Annotated in this window: 14 protein-coding genes; 9 read left to right on the plus strand and 5 right to left on the minus strand. The window is 71.7% G+C overall.

The genetic code is table 11. The annotated features are described in order from the left end of the window. Positions 1-95: 95 nt before the first annotated feature. Positions 96-1,058 carry a nucleoside hydrolase gene (locus QJS33_RS17480; RefSeq protein WP_306369063.1) on the plus strand — a complete coding sequence of 321 codons (963 nt, stop codon included), beginning with the start codon at positions 96-98 and terminating at the stop codon, positions 1,056-1,058. Here the strand turns inward: QJS33_RS17480 and QJS33_RS17485 are convergent. Together QJS33_RS17485 and QJS33_RS17490 are read right to left on the minus strand one after the other, a co-directional pair. Further along, entirely contained in the window at positions 1,045-1,506 is a 462-nt protein-coding gene (locus QJS33_RS17485; protein ID WP_306369064.1) for a PaaI family thioesterase, read from the minus strand. The two genes, QJS33_RS17480 and QJS33_RS17485, sit on opposite strands and share 14 nt — an antisense overlap. 124 nt (positions 1,507-1,630) lie before the next feature. After that, positions 1,631-2,248 carry a DUF47 domain-containing protein gene (locus QJS33_RS17490; protein ID WP_306369065.1) on the minus strand — a complete coding sequence of 206 codons (618 nt, stop codon included), beginning with the start codon at positions 2,246-2,248 and terminating at the stop codon, positions 1,631-1,633. Positions 2,249-2,681: 433 nt separating this feature from the next. Here QJS33_RS17490 and QJS33_RS17495 point away from each other — a divergent pair, with 433 nt between their 5' ends. The 3 genes from QJS33_RS17495 (at position 2,682) to purM (ending at position 5,826) form a co-directional block, all read left to right on the plus strand. Further along, positions 2,682-3,143: a sterol carrier family protein gene (locus QJS33_RS17495; RefSeq protein WP_306369066.1), complete on the plus strand. Its 462-nt coding sequence runs from the start codon at positions 2,682-2,684 to the stop codon at positions 3,141-3,143. Between the two features lie 2 nt (positions 3,144-3,145). Next, entirely contained in the window at positions 3,146-4,642 is a 1,497-nt protein-coding gene (gene purF / locus QJS33_RS17500) for an amidophosphoribosyltransferase (protein WP_306369067.1), read from the plus strand. Between the two features lie 122 nt (positions 4,643-4,764). Continuing rightward, entirely contained in the window at positions 4,765-5,826 is a 1,062-nt protein-coding gene (purM, locus tag QJS33_RS17505) for a phosphoribosylformylglycinamidine cyclo-ligase (protein ID WP_306369068.1), read from the plus strand. Between the two features lie 147 nt (positions 5,827-5,973). On the opposite strand, the gene QJS33_RS17510 is transcribed toward purM, so the two are convergent. After that, a complete protein-coding gene (locus QJS33_RS17510; RefSeq protein ID WP_306369069.1) occupies positions 5,974-6,195 on the minus strand; it encodes a DUF3073 domain-containing protein in 222 nt (73 codons plus the stop codon). Positions 6,196-6,496: 301 nt separating this feature from the next. Here QJS33_RS17510 and QJS33_RS17515 point away from each other — a divergent pair, with 301 nt between their 5' ends. After that, complete coding sequence (locus tag QJS33_RS17515) at positions 6,497-7,330, plus strand: hypothetical protein (protein WP_306369076.1); 834 nt, start codon at positions 6,497-6,499, stop codon at positions 7,328-7,330. 700 nt (positions 7,331-8,030) lie between these two features. After that, the gene (gene bldC / locus QJS33_RS17520) at positions 8,031-8,234 is read left to right on the plus strand and encodes a developmental transcriptional regulator BldC (RefSeq protein ID WP_013155387.1); all 204 of its coding nucleotides are present in this window, start codon (positions 8,031-8,033) and stop codon (positions 8,232-8,234) included. 430 nt (positions 8,235-8,664) lie between these two features. Here the strand turns inward: bldC and QJS33_RS17525 are convergent, their stop codons facing one another. Next, positions 8,665-9,963, minus strand: coding sequence for a hypothetical protein (locus QJS33_RS17525; RefSeq protein ID WP_306369070.1), 1,299 nt, complete (start codon positions 9,961-9,963; stop codon positions 8,665-8,667). Positions 9,964-10,347: 384 nt separating this feature from the next. Then, positions 10,348-11,646 carry a cell wall protein gene (locus QJS33_RS17530; RefSeq protein ID WP_306369071.1) on the minus strand — a complete coding sequence of 433 codons (1,299 nt, stop codon included), beginning with the start codon at positions 11,644-11,646 and terminating at the stop codon, positions 10,348-10,350. Positions 11,647-12,065: 419 nt separating this feature from the next. Between QJS33_RS17530 and QJS33_RS17535 the strand changes: the two genes are divergently transcribed. From QJS33_RS17535 to QJS33_RS17545, 3 genes are all read left to right on the plus strand, one after another. Then, positions 12,066-12,959 (plus strand): N-acetylmuramoyl-L-alanine amidase, encoded by an 894-nt coding sequence (locus QJS33_RS17535; protein WP_306369072.1) that lies wholly within the window; start codon positions 12,066-12,068, stop codon positions 12,957-12,959. Between the two features lie 80 nt (positions 12,960-13,039). Beyond that, the gene (locus QJS33_RS17540) at positions 13,040-13,642 is read left to right on the plus strand and encodes a DivIVA domain-containing protein (protein WP_306369073.1); all 603 of its coding nucleotides are present in this window, start codon (positions 13,040-13,042) and stop codon (positions 13,640-13,642) included. Positions 13,643-13,670: 28 nt separating this feature from the next. Then, on the plus strand, positions 13,671-13,966 hold a 296-nt coding region (locus QJS33_RS17545), incomplete at its 3' end, for a DivIVA domain-containing protein (RefSeq protein ID WP_306369077.1).

Below are 13,966 nucleotides of genomic sequence, written 5' to 3' on the forward strand. Positions count from 1 at the left end.
GCGCGGGGGCCGGGTCCGACGTGGCCCGCGCGCGGGGTTGAATGGGACGTGAGGGGGCCCGGAGCGGGCTCCCGTCGTTCGTCTGGGGGAACCGCATGACCGTGCCGTTGGTGATCGATACCGATACCGCTCAGGACGACTGCGTCGCCCTGCTGGTCGGCCTGCTGGACCCGGCGGCCGACCTGCGGGCGATCACGATGGTCGCCGGGAACGTGGGCTTCGACCAGCAGGTCCGCAACGCGTTCATGACGCTGAACGTCGCCGGGGCGCCCGCGGTGCCCGTGTACCTGGGCTGTCGGCGGCCGCTGGTGCGCGAATGGGTGAGCGCCGAGGACGTGCACGGGGACGGCTCCGGCGGGCTGTCCATGGCGCAGGAGGGCCTGGAGCCGGAGGCCGAGCACGCGGTGGACGCCCTGGTGCGGATGGCCGCCGAGGCCCCCGGCGAGCTGTCGGTCGTGGCGATCGGCCCGCTCACCAACATCGCCGCCGCCGTGGTCAAGGACCCCGGCTTCGCGCGCAACGTGAAGTCGCTGTTCATCATGGGCGGCTCCAACAACGGCCGCGGCAACATCACCGCCGCCGCCGAGTTCAACTTCTACGTGGACCCCGAGGCGGCCAAGGCCGTGTTCGCCGCCGGGTTCGACATCACCGTGGTGCCGTGGGACCCGCTCACGCTGCGCCAGGCCGTGTTCGGGCAGGAGCGCCTGGACGAGATCGCCGCGCTGGACACCCCCCTGTCACGGTTCTTCACCCGCATCTGCGCGGCGACGCTGGAGTTCGACCGCAGGGTCGGCATCGACGGCACCACGCACCCCGACTCGCTGACCGCCGCGGTGCTGCTCCACCCCGAGCTGGTGCGCAGGGCATCGCCCTACCACGTGGACGTGGAGACCGCCGGGGAGCTGACCCGGGGCTACTCGGCCATGTCGTGGGGCGTGCACGGCCTGGCGCCCAACGCCCGGGTGGTCGAGGAGGTCGACGCCGAGGCGTTCTACGCGCTGATCAAGGGCGTGCTGGCCCGGGAGACCGCGCCGGAGCGCGAGATCACCGGCCTGTGAACGTGATGACGCCCTGGGCGGCGGCGACGGTCGTCTCGCCGCCCTCGGCGTCGGCCATCACCAGGTCGCAGCGGCACAGGGCGCGGCGGCGGGTGTGCTCGACCACGTGCGCGCGGGCGCTCAGGCGGACGCCGCGGGCCGGGCGCAGGTATTCGATGGTGAAGCCGCCGGTGAGCACCGACGGGCCCAGCACGGTGCCGCCGGCGAAGGTGAGCGCGTTGTCGGCGGCGTAGGAGAGCACACCGCCGTGCAGGAACCCGTTCTGCTGGCGCAGCTCGTCGCGCACGTCCAGCTCCAGGACGGCGCTGCCGGGGGTGAAGCGGGTGACCCGGGCGCCGATCAGCCTGCTGAAGGGCTGGGCGTCCAGGACCGATGCCGCCAGGGCGAGGCCGTCGGCCTCGGAGAGCGGCGCGGCCTCGGTCTCGGGTTCGGGGTTCTCGGCGGGCATGCGGTCCTGCTTTCGTCTGCGCGCGGCGGCCCCGGTGCGGGCCCCACCGTGCAGGCTCGCACACACGGCCGCGCCCCCGGGAGGCGGCCCCGCACCCACCACCGGTGGCCGGCCCCGCCCCGGCTCAGACGTTCTTGACGACGATGCTCTCCACCGTGTTGGCCACGTGCTCGAACGCGTCGGCGGCCGTCTCCAGCTCCTCGATGACGTCCTTGAGCTTGAGCACCGTCAGCGCGTCGTACTCACCGCTGAACAGCTTGGCCAGGAGCTTGCGGTAGATCCGGTCCGCCTGGTTCTCCAGCTGGTTGATCTCGATCCAGTACCGGGTGAGGTCCTGCATGCTGCGCAGCCGCGGCATGGCCTCGGCGGTCAGCTCGGCGGCGCGCTCCAGCACCTCGATCTGGTCGATGATGCCCTTGGGGAGGCGCTCCAGGCCGTACAGGCCGATGAGGTCGACCGCCGCCTCCATCGAGTCCATGACGTCGTCGAGGTTGGAGGCCAACCGGTAGATGTCCTCCCGGTGCATGGGGGGTGCCGAGCTCTTGTTGAGGCGGCGCATGATCGCGTGCGTGGCGTCGTCGCCCGCGTGCTCACAGGCGCGCATCTTCTCGGTGATGGCCTCGCGGTCGGCACCGTCGCTCATCAGCTCCACCAACAGGCGGGCGGCGATGACCAAATTGTTCGCCGAATCGGTGAACATCTCGTAGTAGCTGTCATCACGCGGGCGCAAACGCAGGCGCACGTCGTCTCTCCCGATGGTGCGGTGGGTGTTCCTTGGTGGATGTTAAGCGGGTCCGCCGAGCGGCTCGTCTCGACGCGGGGGCCGTCGCGTCGATCGCGTGCGCGGTCATCCCTCGTTCACGCGGCGGTACCGGTGCGTGGAACTCCCTGGGGGACGGGGCCCATCGCATTCCTCCCAATCTCAACAACACCGGGACGGTTCGGGACGCTACCGTGTTCCGAGCCCACTGACCAGCGGTGCGCTGAGACACGAATCACCCGATCGGTGAGAGATCGGTAAACGCCGATCCCTCGGTTCTCCGATGTCCACTTTCGGGCCATTGGGCGGCAATGGCAAGTATCCCAGCCGTTCACTCATGCGTTGCCCCCCGCCGGTTCGCCCACCCTCCCGGACCTCCGGCCGTCATGTCCCCGACCCGATCTAGGCTCGGACCATGCCGTCCAAGCTCAATCCCGCACTGGTGCGCCGGGTCCGGCTGGCCCTGGCCGAGGCGGGCGCCACCACCTCCGCGAACCTGGGCGCCGAAGACGCCGTGGCCCTGCTCGTGCGTACGGCGCTGGACCCCGGAGCCGCCCCGAAGCTGGTGAAGCTCGCCGTGCGGGCCTCCCTGGCGCTGCTCGCCGCCCGGGCCCCCGGCAACTCCCTGGAGGTCCGCGTCCCCCCGTTCGGAGCCGTACAGGCGATCGAGGGCCCACGTCACACCCGGGGCACCCCGCCCGGTGTGGTGGAGACCTCCCCGGACGTCTGGCTGCGCCTGGCGACGGGCGGAACCGCCTGGGGGCAGGCGGTCTCGGACGGGGACGTCCAGGCCAGCGGCACCCGCGCCGACCTGTCCGAACACCTACCGCTGTGGCCCCGGGTGGTCCCTCCCCCATCCCCAGGTACTAAGCTGTGAGCGTGTCGTACTCCGACGGCCGGCTCTCCATGGACCTCGATCCGCTCGAACGCGGCCCGCAGGACGCCTGCGGTGTATTCGGGGTCTGGGCTCCCGGCGAAGAAGTCAGCAAGCTCACCTACTTCGGTCTCTACGCATTGCAGCACCGCGGACAGGAATCCGCGGGCATCGCTTTGAGCGACGGGGAACGGATCGTCGTCTACAAGGACATGGGACTGGTCTCCCAGGTCTTCAACGAGGCGACCCTGGACTCCCTGCGCGGTCACCTCGCCATCGGCCACTGCCGCTACTCCACCACCGGTTCACCGGTGTGGGAGAACGCACAGCCGACCTTCTACACGGCGCGTGAGGGGGGTCTGGCGCTCGGCCACAACGGCAACCTGATCAACACCCCGGAACTGGCCGCGATGCTGCCCGACGCCCGGCGCAACGCGACGACGGACACCGAGGTCCTCACCAACCTGCTGGCCTCCCGGGCCCGCGACGGCAGCACCGTCGAAGAGGCCGCGATGGAGCTGCTCCCGCAGGTCCAGGGCGCCTTCTCCCTGGTGTTCATGGACGAGAACACCCTGTACGCGGCCCGCGACCCGCAGGGCATCCGCCCGTTCGTGCTGGGCCGGCTGGGCGAGACCTCGGGTGCGGGCGGCTGGGTGGTCGCCAGCGAGACCGCAGCCCTGGACATCGTGGGCGCCGAGGTGGTCCGCGAGATCGAGCCTGGCGAGCTGCTCACCATCGACGAGCGCGGCGTCCGGTCCCGCCGGTTCGCGCCCGCCCGCCGCAAGGGCTGCCTGTTCGAGTACGTCTACCTGGCCCGTCCCGACACCACCATCGCCGGGCGCAACGTCAACTCCACGCGCGTGGAGGTGGGCCGCCGCCTGGCCAGGCAGCACCCGGTGGACGCCGACCTGGTCATCCCGGTGCCCGAGTCCGGCACCCCCGCCGCGGTCGGCTACGCCGAGGAGAGCGGCATCCCGTTCGCCCAGGGCCTGGTCAAGAACTCCTACGTGGGCCGGACCTTCATCCAGCCCAGCCAGACCCTGCGCCAGCTGGGCATCCGGCTCAAGCTCAACCCGCTGCGCGAGGTCATCGAGGGCCGCCGGCTGGTGGTCGTGGACGACTCGATCGTGCGCGGCAACACCCAGCGCGCCCTGGTCCGGATGCTGCGCGACGCGGGCGCCGCCGAGGTGCACGTGCGCATCTCCAGCCCGCCCGTGCTGTGGCCCTGCTACTACGGCATCGACTTCGCCACCCGCGCCGAGCTCATCGCCGCGAACCTCTCGGTGGACGAGATCGCCGCGTCCGTGAACGCCGACAGCCTGGCCTACGTCGAGTTGGACGAGCTGATCGCCGCCACCACGGTGCCCGAGAACGACCTGTGCCGGGCCTGCTTCGACGGCGTCTACCCGATCGAGGTGGACCCCGCCGCCCGCGGCAAGTACCTGCTGGAGAAGTCCTGCGGGACTCCCGAGGGATCCACCCTGGCCACCAGCACCAAGTAGCCGTTCGCACGGCGGTCCCGCCGTGCGTTCGGTCCGCCCTGCCCGGAGATCCCGATCACGGGGCGCGGCGGGCCGTCCGGCACCAACGAGCACCAACCCATCACAGCACGAGGAGAACTCGCGTGGCAGCCGACAGCAAGGCGACGGGGGCGTACGCCGCCGCGGGCGTCGACATCGCCGCCGGGGAGCGCGCCGTCGACCTGATGAAGCGCCATGTCGCGCGGACGCGGCGCCCCGAGCAGGTCACCGACGCCAGCGGATTCGCGGGCCTGTTCCGCCTGGACACCGCCAAGTACAAGGACCCGGTGCTGGCCACCTCCACCGACGGCGTGGGCACCAAGGTCCTGCTCGCCCAGAAGCTGGACCGCCACGACACCATCGGCATCGACCTGGTGGGCATGGTCGTCGACGACCTGGTCGTCAGCGGCGCCGAGCCGCTGTTCATGACCGACTACATCGCCTGCGGGTCCGTGGTCCCCGAGCGGATCGCCGAGATCGTCGGCGGCATCGCCGAGGGCTGCCACCAGGCCGGGTGCTCCCTGATCGGCGGGGAGACCGCCGAGCACCCCGGGGCGATGGGCCCCGAGGAGTACGACCTGGCCGGCGCCGGGACCGGTGTGGTGGAGGGCGACGCGATCCTGGGTCCGGACCGGGTCCGCGAGGGCGACGCCGTCATCGCGATGGCGTCGTCGGGTCCGCACTCCAACGGCTACTCGCTGATCCGCCACATCGTGGACACCGCCGGGCTGGACCTGACGGCGCACGTGCCGGAGCTGGGCGGGGAGCTGGGCGAGGCGCTGCTCACCCCGACCCGGATCTACGCCAAGGACTGCGTGGCGCTGACCGGCGCCGTGGAGGTGCACGCGTACTCGCACATCACCGGCGGCGGGCTGGCCGCCAACCTGGCGCGGTCGCTGCCCGGTCACCTGGACGCCGTGCTGGACCGCTCCACCTGGACGCCCGCCCCCGTGTTCGGCCTGCTGGCCGAGCGGGGAGGTGTGCCGCGGGAGGACATGGAGGCCACGTTCAACATGGGCGTGGGCATGGTGGCGGTCGTCGCGGCGCAGGACGAAGGACGCGCCCTGGAGGTGCTCTCCGAGCGCGGTGTCCCCGCCTGGCGCCTGGGCACGGTCGTGCCCGGTTCCGGGCTGGCCCGCCTGGACGGCGAGCACCCCGGCGCGTGAAGGACGCGAACATAGCCGGTGCGAACCACCGCAGTGGTTCGCACCGGCTATATCCACCTGTCCGGCCCGGCCCCTGGTGGGGGACCGGTGGTGCCCGCAGGTCTGCTGTGTTGTCCGAGCGACCTGGAAGGCCCGCCCGACGTACTGCTACTTGTCGGACTCCGTGTACTTCTCGGCGAGATCCGCGTAGCGGTCGATCAGGTCATCGTGAGAATCCGCGTAGGAATCGTCCGGACCCGGTCCGGTCGGTCCTTCATCCTCAGCGACACCCAGCTCCGACCGCAGCCGATCAAGGTCGGTCCCACCGGAGCTGTACTTGAGCTTCCGGGCGACCTTCTGCTGCTTGGCCTTGGCTCGGCCGCGCCCCATTGGCTCGACCCCCTCAACGATGGGGTTCCGACGGAACCCCGGATCACTTAACTAACCCGCACTAACGGGCTGACGGCCGTCAAACGCGACTGACGACAGGCGTCAGCTTACGTACACGTACAACCGTACCTGGTCGGGCCCCGCCGTGCCTACGCCACCCGGGTGTGACGGATGTGGTGCGGGTGCGCCGTACACCCCCGGGCACCGCCGGTCGGCCCCCTGCAAACCCTCTCCGACAGGCGGATACGGGGTTCGGGCGTGGCGAGTGCCACACGGCGGGATGTGTGCCACGATGCGTTCCGTGCTGCCCTACACCGCCTATCTCCGCGTCTATCAGCCGATCGAGTCGTTCGCACCGGACGAGCGGAGACGATGGGAGGAGTACGCGCGGTCCGCCGACCGGCCGCGCCGCGCGCAGGCCCTGGCGGCCGAGCAGGCCGAGATCCTGGGCCGCCTGATGGCGACCCCGCCGCTGGTGGCACCGCGCGAGGAGAGCCGGAACGCGTACCTGCGCCGGGTGGAGGGGCGGCTGTACGTGTGCCCCTGGGAGACCCGGCTGCGGTCGTGGCGGGCGTTCACGGAGTTCACCGAACGGGTCCCGCCGGCGCTGAGCGAGGTGTTCGTGCCGGACCGGGAGGCGGAGCGGGCCGAGGAGGGGTACCGGGAGTGGCGGGCGTCGGGCGCGCACATCCGGCCGGGGATCCTGTCGAGCAACTGGGTGGTCCCGGTGGCGTGGTTCGTGCCCTTCGCGGACGGGGAGCGGCGCCTGGTGCCGTCCGCGGGGCCGACCCGGGCCCTGCTGTACCTGACGCGGACCGCGACGGGCCTGGAGCGGCTGGAGCGCACCGCGGCGGTGCTGACCGAGCACGTCGGGCGGCACGCCGTGTCGGCGGCCACGGAGGGCCTGGTGGACTGGCTGCGAGCGGTGGCCCATCCGGGTTCGCTGCTGGAGCTGGACTACGGCGGCCTGGTGCACCTGCTGGACGACGAGCGGCTGACCGGGGAGCGGTCGGTGGCGGAGGTCGCCGACGCGGTGGAGGCGCTGGCGGCCGGCGACGCGGAGCGCGTGGTGGAGCTGAGGGACCGGCTGCTGCGCAGGTGGAGGTCGATCCGCGCCCTGGAGCACGCCAACTGAGGGTGATGAGATGCCCAGATTTTCATGGACACCTCTCTCGGAACGTCGTGAAATTCCGGTGCCGACGCCCCCGCGACGCGCCGTCCGCGAACCTGGTACACCAGGTTTCTTTCCGCCGGCCGGACCTGTTTGCGCACGTGACAACGGTGCGAGCCCGGACGTCGTCCGCGCACGACATCAAGCGTGGTGAAACTGGGCATAACGCCCGTTAGGGATCGACGTACACTGTAGTCGCCCGATCACTGAAAGCACCGTCATCCATCGGAGAACCCCTACGGCGCGGGCGATCCCGCGCGACCCGACCACCCCGGGGCGGTCCGCGGAGGGGGATCCCGCCCCCGACGGCCCCGCCCTCCCCCGGCGGGTCGACCGGAGGCGCGATCCAGCGGACAGGAGGCCCGGCACCGGGGTTTCGGTCAGACCCCCGTAGCACTTCGTGACCTCCGGATCGAGAAAAACAAGGCCCGAGAACGAAGTTTTGACCGAATACGCCACATGCCACTAAACGTGTCGCTAGAATCACTTAGCGTGACGCAGCCACGGGCGGCTTTCTGGGGCCTCCCACGAGCAAAGTTGCTGAAAGTGGCTGCGACATCACCTCGGGTGATGCCAATATGGACCCATATTGGACATCCGGGCGAAGCGCCAGGATCACAGGCTCAAGGATCGGCACACAGATCCAGGAGGAGAGGCCGTACACATGTCAACTCGCACGCCCGAGGCGGAGCCCCTGTTGACCCCCGCCGAGGTTGCCACCATGTTCCGCGTGGACCCCAAGACCGTGACGCGCTGGGCCAAGGCGGGCAAGCTGACCTCGATCCGCACCCTGGGCGGACACCGTCGCTACCGTGAGACGGAGGTCCGTGCCCTGCTGGCCGGCATCCCCAGCCAGCGTACGGAGTGATCTCCCCGGTCTGAGCCGCTGATTCCGGGGGGAACCGGCCGGACGGGCTCCGGCCGTGCAGGCAGGCTGACAAGACCCGAGGGCGGGCCTTCACCGAGAAGGCCCGCCCCCTTGTGCGTCCGAGGTGGCCGGGGCCGGTGAGCGGGTGGGGCGGCCGGGCCGCATCCGCCGCTCGTTCGAGATCGGGGCCGTGTCCTTCGCCCCGGTCGGTGTGGTGTCCGTGGCGGGCCCGGCGGCCGGACCGGGCCGCGCACCGCGGGCTCCGACGGGGCCGCGCACGCCCTGAGCGCCCTGGCCCGGGTGCGCGCCCCGGGGGGCCGCCACCGCGAACCCGCAGGACGCCTTCACCGGCATCACCCCCGCGCGAGGCAGGAGGGCCGCCCGCCGCCCCGCCTACGGGAGGGGTCGGCCCCGGCGCCCGGTCCGGGGGTCAGTCGCCGATGCGGTCGTCCATGGCGGAGGTGCGCTTGCGGGCCAGGAAGGTGGCGGTGGAACCGCCGCCGATGGCCACCAGCGCCGCGGTGACCAGGGCCGCCAGGGAGCTGCCCGTCATCGCCAGGTCGTTGTTGGAGCGCTGCTGCGCCTGCGGGGCGGTGTCGGTCCGCTCGTCCGGGGTGGGAGAGGTCCCCGGGCCCGCCGCGTAGGTGGAGCCCAGCGCCCAGGAGTCGGCGAAGTCGACGGCGAACCCGTTGCCGTCCTCGGCGTCCCCGACGTTCACGGTCACACTGAGCCGGGAGCGGGCGCCCCGGCCCCGCCAGTCCGGGTCCTCGTCGTCGAAACTGTCCTGGACACGCGCGAAGTGGACGGCCACCGGGACCTCCAGGACCGTCTCCCCCTCCTCGTCCATGACCTCCAGGACGTCCTCCACGACCTGGGCGCGGCCGGGCCGCAGCGGGTCCACGGGCACCCCGAAGGCGCTGAGGGTCCCGTGCTCGAACCCGGTGCCGGTGTGCCCGTCGTACCCGGCCGTGGCCGTGGTGGTGACGTCGGCGACGGAGATCTCCAGGGTGTTGTCGGCCGCGACCCGGCGTGTGGAGGCGTCGTCCAGGGCGATCACGTCGTCCGTCGGGCTCTCGCTCGGGGAGGGGCCCGCGGGGTCGCTGCCCTCCGGCGAGGGGCTCGCGGGGTCGGTGCCCTCCGACTCGCCCTCGAAGCGCGGCCGGTCCTCGTCGGCGGGCGGCTGCTGGGGCCGGGGCGCCTCCTCGTCCTTCGGGGTGGGCGTGTCCCAGTACGGGGCGAGGGGGTCCTCGCCGTCCCCGGCGGACGGGGACGCCTCCGGAGAAGCGTCCGGGGAGGCGTCCGGGGAGGCCGGAGCGGTCGGGACGATGTCGACGTCGGTGGGCACGTCGACCATGCCGAGGGCGACCAGGTCCGCGACGGTGAGGCGCAGGACGGCCGAGTCCACGACGGCGGTGGCGGCCGCGCCCCCGGAGTCGATGACGGTGTGGCTGGAGCCCTCGATGTCGATGTAGGGGGCGAGCGGGCCGTACACGTCGGCGGTGTCGCCGTGCTCCTCGTTGTCGCCGCCGAAGCTGACGGCGGCGGAGTAGCCGGAGACGGCATCGCCGTTGGCGGCCCAGGCCTGTGCGTTCCCCCAGACGAGCGGCTCCACCGCGGTGGCCGCCGTGGCGGCCGGGGGCGCGGACAGGGTCAGGCCGAGCGCGGCCGCGAGCACGGCCACGGCGGTGCCGCCGAGGAGGCGGCGCGCTGTCGTTATGGCGGGGGTCACCACGGCACTCCTGTAGCTGCTGGGGGATTCCCGGCCGTACGGCCGGTCCCGTGCCCCGGCCGGGGGCACGGTTCACGGGGAGCGCCGCGTACGGGGTCGCGGCATGCGGGGCGGTGGGGACGGCGGCCTTCCCGCCCCGGGGAAGGGTCCGTGCGAGGCGGGGCGCTCGGGGCGCCCACAGGGCCGAGCCTAACCGCTCGATCACGAATCGGAAACCATTCTCCGGAGCGTGATCGCTCGCCGTCAGGAGTCGGATACCGAGTTAACGGCCCGTGGTGCGGAAGAGTTCCGGTGACCGAAAACGCGAACGGCCCCGGGGAGGAGTCCCCGGGGCCGTGTCGGTCACCGTGCCACCGGCAGGGCCGGTGGCGTGGTGTCCGTCGCCTAGTTGTCGTTCTCCTCGGCGGGAGCCTCGACGGCGGTCTTCTTGCGACGGGCCAGGTAGGCGGCGGCGCCACCGCCGGCGGCGATCGCGGCACCGGCGGCGATCAGGCCGCCGACCGGGCTACCGGTCGTGGCCAGGGCCTCGGTGGGCTTCACGACGGGCTTCTTCAGCTCTTCGGTGTCGCGGCTCTGCTGGGGCTTCTCGTCGTTGCCGCCGCCACCACCGTTGCCGCCGTTGCCATCGTCTTCGGAGGCAATGCCGTAGCTGGCGTAGGAGACGCCCAGGACGAAGTTTCCGGAGATGCCCTGCTGGTCGTCGGTCGGCGGAACGGTGATGTCCAGCAGCAGGGCGGTGAAGGCGCTGTCCCAGTCGTAGCCCTCCTCCTCGCTGTCCCACAGGCCCTTGTCCTGGGACTGGACCATCTCGCCCTCCGCGGTGTTGACCGCGTAGGAGACGGTGCCCGGGTTGAAGTCGTGGGAGACTTCGCCGTTCCAACCGTAGGTGGTGGTGACGCTGGCCCCGGAGAGGGTGGCGTCGAAGACGATCTCCTCGCCGTTGGCGGAGAGCTCGGTGTCCTCCTCGGTCAGTTCGATCGACGTCGACCCGGCGGCCTCGCCGCCGTCCTGGTTTTCCGAGGCAGAGGGGGAGGGAGACGGCTCGGTGCCGCCCGCCTCGTCATCGCCCTCGGTGTCGTCGTCCTCGACCCCGGAATCGGTGTCGTCACCGTCGGTGTCGTCGCCCTTGGTGTCGTCGCCCTTGGTGTCGTCACCGTCGGTGCCATCACCGTCGGTGTCGTCGTCCTCGGTGCCGGAATCGGTGTCGTCACCGTCGGTGTCGTCGCCCGCGCCCGGGGAGGGGGAGGGCTCCGGGCTCTCCTCGATCGGCGACTCGGAGGGGGAGGGCTCCGGAGAGGGCTTCGGCTCCTCCTCGATGTCTTCGAGGATCCGGTCGATGTCGGCAGCGGTCAGCTGGACCTGGGCGCTGTTCACCGTGACGGTGGAGCTGACACCGTTGCCGTTGACGCTCGCGCTGGTGCTGGCGTCGATGACCAGGTGGTCGTCCAGGTTCCCGGAGAAGGCGTTGGAGGCGCTGTCGCTCTGGCCCTGCGGGGTGATGTAGGTGATGGAGTCGCCCAGTTCGCCCTCGCCGACGGTGGCGTAGGCCCAACCGGCGGCCGTGGTGTCGGCGGCAGCGGGGAGGGCCGTCGCGATGCTCAGCGCGCCGAGGGCCGCGAAAGCGGCACCGCCCTGAATGACACGGCGAGCGGCGATCTTGGTGTTCTTCAAATCAATCCTCATAGGGGATCCCGACCCGTGCTCTTAGGGTCGGCCCGGCTCAGTGCAACGCTCGCGGGCGGGGGCTGCCACGCGATGCGGAAGGACTGGTCACCAGGGTTCGGATGGGGATGAGGAAGCACTGAAAAGCGGCTTCCATCAGGGAGAATCGACAGCGGCCTCGGACGGAGGGGCCAGCAGAGCCGATGCGGGAGACTTCCCGTTTCCTCACGGAAACCTTACACCGTTCGAATGCCCCAAAACATCCGAAAATAGATAACAAGAAGATTACGAGGGAAACTCGCGCTACGCTGCGCACGAGATCGGATTCGCTCGAAAAATTTTCTTCGTATCGTGTAAACCGACCAAGCGATCAAGCGTCTTAATAAGAAGTGCCCGTGCGGGCGGGGCGTTCTGCCCGGTTCGCCCGGTAGGTTGTGGGCATGCCCGTCTCCGCACCGCCAGGGCCCCGGAGCCGCGCCACCCGCGCCCTGTACCTCGTCCCGCTCCTCGCACTCCTCGCCACCGGCTGCGCGTCGGCGTCCGGGGCCGCACCCGACGCCGACCCCACCGCCGCGATCCCGCTGCCGGGCCCCGACGACGGGTCCTCGGAGGAGGGCTCCCCGGGCACCGCGGACGGGCACGACCGCGATTCGGAGCCCGTCGGCGACGGCCCGCTGCACGACCGGGTGGTGGTCATCGACCCCGGGCACAACGGCGGCAACGCCGAGGCCTCCTCCGAGATCAACCGCCTCGTCCCCGCCGGCCCCCAGCAGAAGGCCTGCGACACCGTCGGCGCGGAGACGGACTCCGGCTACCCCGAGCACGTCTTCAACTGGGAGCTCTCCCTCCTCGTCAAGGAGCGCCTGGAGGCCGACGGCGCCACCGTGATCCTCACCCGCGAGGACGACGAGGGCGTGGGCCCCTGCATCAACGAGCGCGCCGAGATCGGCAACGAGGCCGGGGCCGACGCCGCCCTGTCCATCCACGCCGACGGCGGCCCCGAGTCCGGGCGCGGCTTCCACGTGATCGTTCCGGGCGAGGTCGAGGGCTACACCGAGGAGATCGTGGAGCCCTCCCTGGAGCTGGCCGAGGACCTGCGCCGCGAATACCGCGAGGGCACCGACATCCCCTACGCCGACTACCTGGCCCAGGACGGCCTGGACGAGCGCACCGACCTGGGCGGGCTCAACATGTCCACCGTGCCCAAGGTGTTCCTGGAGGCCGGGAACATGCGCAACCCCGAGGACGCCGCACTGCTGGAGGACCCCGAATGGCAGGGGCGGGCCGCGAACGCGATCGCGCGCGCCCTCGCCGTCTACCTCATGCGGGGGTGAGCCCGGTACGTGCGTCCGCTGTCGGCCACGGGGCCGCTCCGCTATGGCGCGGGCCGCGGGGCCCTCGGCATAATGCGGGCATGCACTCCCCCTCGGCGATCCCGGAATTCGACGTGATCCTGCGCGGCTACGACCGCGTCCAGGTCACCGACCTGGTGCACCGCGTGTCCGCCGCGCTGGCCGCGGGGGCCGGGGCCGCGCCCCCGGCCGGGGTCCCCGGGGGCACGCTCCCGATCACCTCGGCAGAGCTCTCCTCCGCGCGGCTCGACGTGGTCCTGCGCGGGTTCGACCGCGTCCAGGTCACCGACTGGATCGACGGCGCCGCAGGGGAACTCGCCCGGCTGGAGTCGCGGAACGGGGGTGTTCCCGCGCCTTCCGCCCCCGGGCCGGCGGCCGCGGAGGCCCCGCCGCCGCAGCCGGCGTTCGACGTCGTGCTGCGCGGGTACGAGCGCACGCAGGTCTCGGACCTCCTGGACCGGGCGTACGCCACCCTGACCGCCCGTACCGGGGTCGCCGCCCCCGTCGCGGTCCCGCCCGGGACCGCGACGGTCACCGCGGACGAACTCGCCTCCGCGCGGTTCGACGTGGTCCTGCGCGGCTACGACCGCGCCCAGGTCGCCGATGCGCTGAACGACCTCGCACGGCGCATCGCGCGGGCGGAGGCGCGGAGCGGGCCGGAATGACCACCCTGAGAACCTCCTGAACTGCACAATAGGGACCATGCCTCTGACACCGGCGGACATCCGCAAGAAGAAGTTCCACACGGTGCGTCTGCGCCCGGGATACAACGAGGAGGACGTCGACGCGCTGCTCGACCGCATCGAGAGCACGCTCGTCGCGCTGGAGGGCGGGCCGCGCAAGGGTCCGCTCATCACGGCCGAGGAAGTGCGCAACTCGCGCTTCCGGACCACCCGGCTGAGCCCGGGGTACCGGGAGGAGGAGGTGGACGACTTCCTCGACGTCGTGGTCGCCGACCTGGCCGGGCGCGGCCTGGGCCGTCCGGGTCC

It is taken from the genome of Nocardiopsis sp. CC223A, from assembly GCF_030766825.1.
GTDB lineage: Bacteria > Actinomycetota > Actinomycetes > Streptosporangiales > Streptosporangiaceae > Nocardiopsis.

Excerpts from the sequence above, each read along its gene's own strand:
- QJS33_RS17480 (WP_306369063.1), top strand. The coding sequence starts at position 96 with ATGACCGTGCCGTTGGTGATCGATACCGATACCGCTCAGGACGACTGC.
- QJS33_RS17485 (WP_306369064.1), bottom strand. The coding sequence starts at position 1,506 with ATGCCCGCCGAGAACCCCGAACCCGAGACCGAGGCCGCGCCGCTCTCC.
- QJS33_RS17495 (WP_306369066.1), top strand. The coding sequence starts at position 2,682 with ATGCCGTCCAAGCTCAATCCCGCACTGGTGCGCCGGGTCCGGCTGGCC.
- QJS33_RS17510 (WP_306369069.1), bottom strand. The coding sequence starts at position 6,195 with ATGGGGCGCGGCCGAGCCAAGGCCAAGCAGCAGAAGGTCGCCCGGAAG.
- bldC (WP_013155387.1), top strand. The coding sequence starts at position 8,031 with ATGTCAACTCGCACGCCCGAGGCGGAGCCCCTGTTGACCCCCGCCGAG.
- QJS33_RS17530 (WP_306369071.1), bottom strand. The coding sequence starts at position 11,646 with ATGAGGATTGATTTGAAGAACACCAAGATCGCCGCTCGCCGTGTCATT.
- QJS33_RS17535 (WP_306369072.1), top strand. The coding sequence starts at position 12,066 with ATGCCCGTCTCCGCACCGCCAGGGCCCCGGAGCCGCGCCACCCGCGCC.
- QJS33_RS17540 (WP_306369073.1), top strand. The coding sequence starts at position 13,040 with ATGCACTCCCCCTCGGCGATCCCGGAATTCGACGTGATCCTGCGCGGC.